Here is a 749-nt window from a genome sequence, read left to right as displayed (position 1 = left end):
GATCCCCGGCGCCGCCCTGATCGTCGCCGCCGCGATCCTGCTCGCCCACGGCCGGAGCGCCCTCGCCGCCGCGCGCGTGGAGGAGTTGTACGCCCTTCTCGTGACCGTCGAGGCCGACGACGCCGAGGAGTCCGCGCGGGCCGCCGTCGCGCCCGTGGCGGTCAGCGGGGACCTGTTGATGGTGCCCGGCGGCACGCTGTGGCACCGCGCGGACTGTCCGTTGGTCGCCGGGAAGCCGGAAGCGGTGCCGGTGGACTCGAAGTTGGTGGCGAGCGGCGAGCTGAGCCCCTGCCCGATCTGCGAGCCCGCCGAAGCCGACGACTGATGTCCTCCCTGAGCTACGACCTCACCCTCGCCGGCCTCTCCGTCGGCAGCGCCGCCGCGCTCACCGGGATCGGCCTGGTCGTGACGTACCGCGCGACCGGTGTCCTCAACTTCGCGCACGGCGCGATCGCGATGGTGTGCGCGTACGTGCTGCGGCAGTGCGTGGTCGGGTGGGGCTGGCCGCTGTGGCTGGGCGCGGTGGTGACGCTGCTGTTCCTCGCGCCCGGCATCGGGGTGGCGCTGGAACGGTTCGTCTTCCGCCCGCTGTCGGTCCTGGGCGGCGATCCGGCGCGGACGCTGGTGGCGTCCATCGGGGTGTTCGTGCTGCTGGTCGGCGGGGCGGCGCTGGTGTGGGGGCAGGGGGCGCGGGACGACGCGCCGGAGCTCGTGTCGGCCGATCCCTGGGGGCAGTTGGCGGTGGTGGT

General features: G+C 74.5%; 1 protein-coding gene and 1 pseudogene. Both read left to right on the top strand.

Annotated elements, in window-relative coordinates; all coding sequences use genetic code 11:
* Positions 1-325, top strand: a 325-nt coding sequence (locus JHN63_RS51675) for a hypothetical protein (protein ID WP_200692027.1), incomplete at its 5' end; no start/stop codon positions are given.
* A pseudogene (locus JHN63_RS51670) lies at positions 325-749 on the top strand (ABC transporter); the annotation flags it as partial. The gene JHN63_RS51675 and the pseudogene JHN63_RS51670, both read left to right, overlap by 1 nt.

This window comes from Streptomyces sp. MBT65, assembly GCF_016612545.1.
In the GTDB taxonomy this organism is placed as follows: domain Bacteria; phylum Actinomycetota; class Actinomycetes; order Streptomycetales; family Streptomycetaceae; genus Streptomyces.
This window is presented reverse-complemented; position numbering and strand designations above follow the sequence as displayed.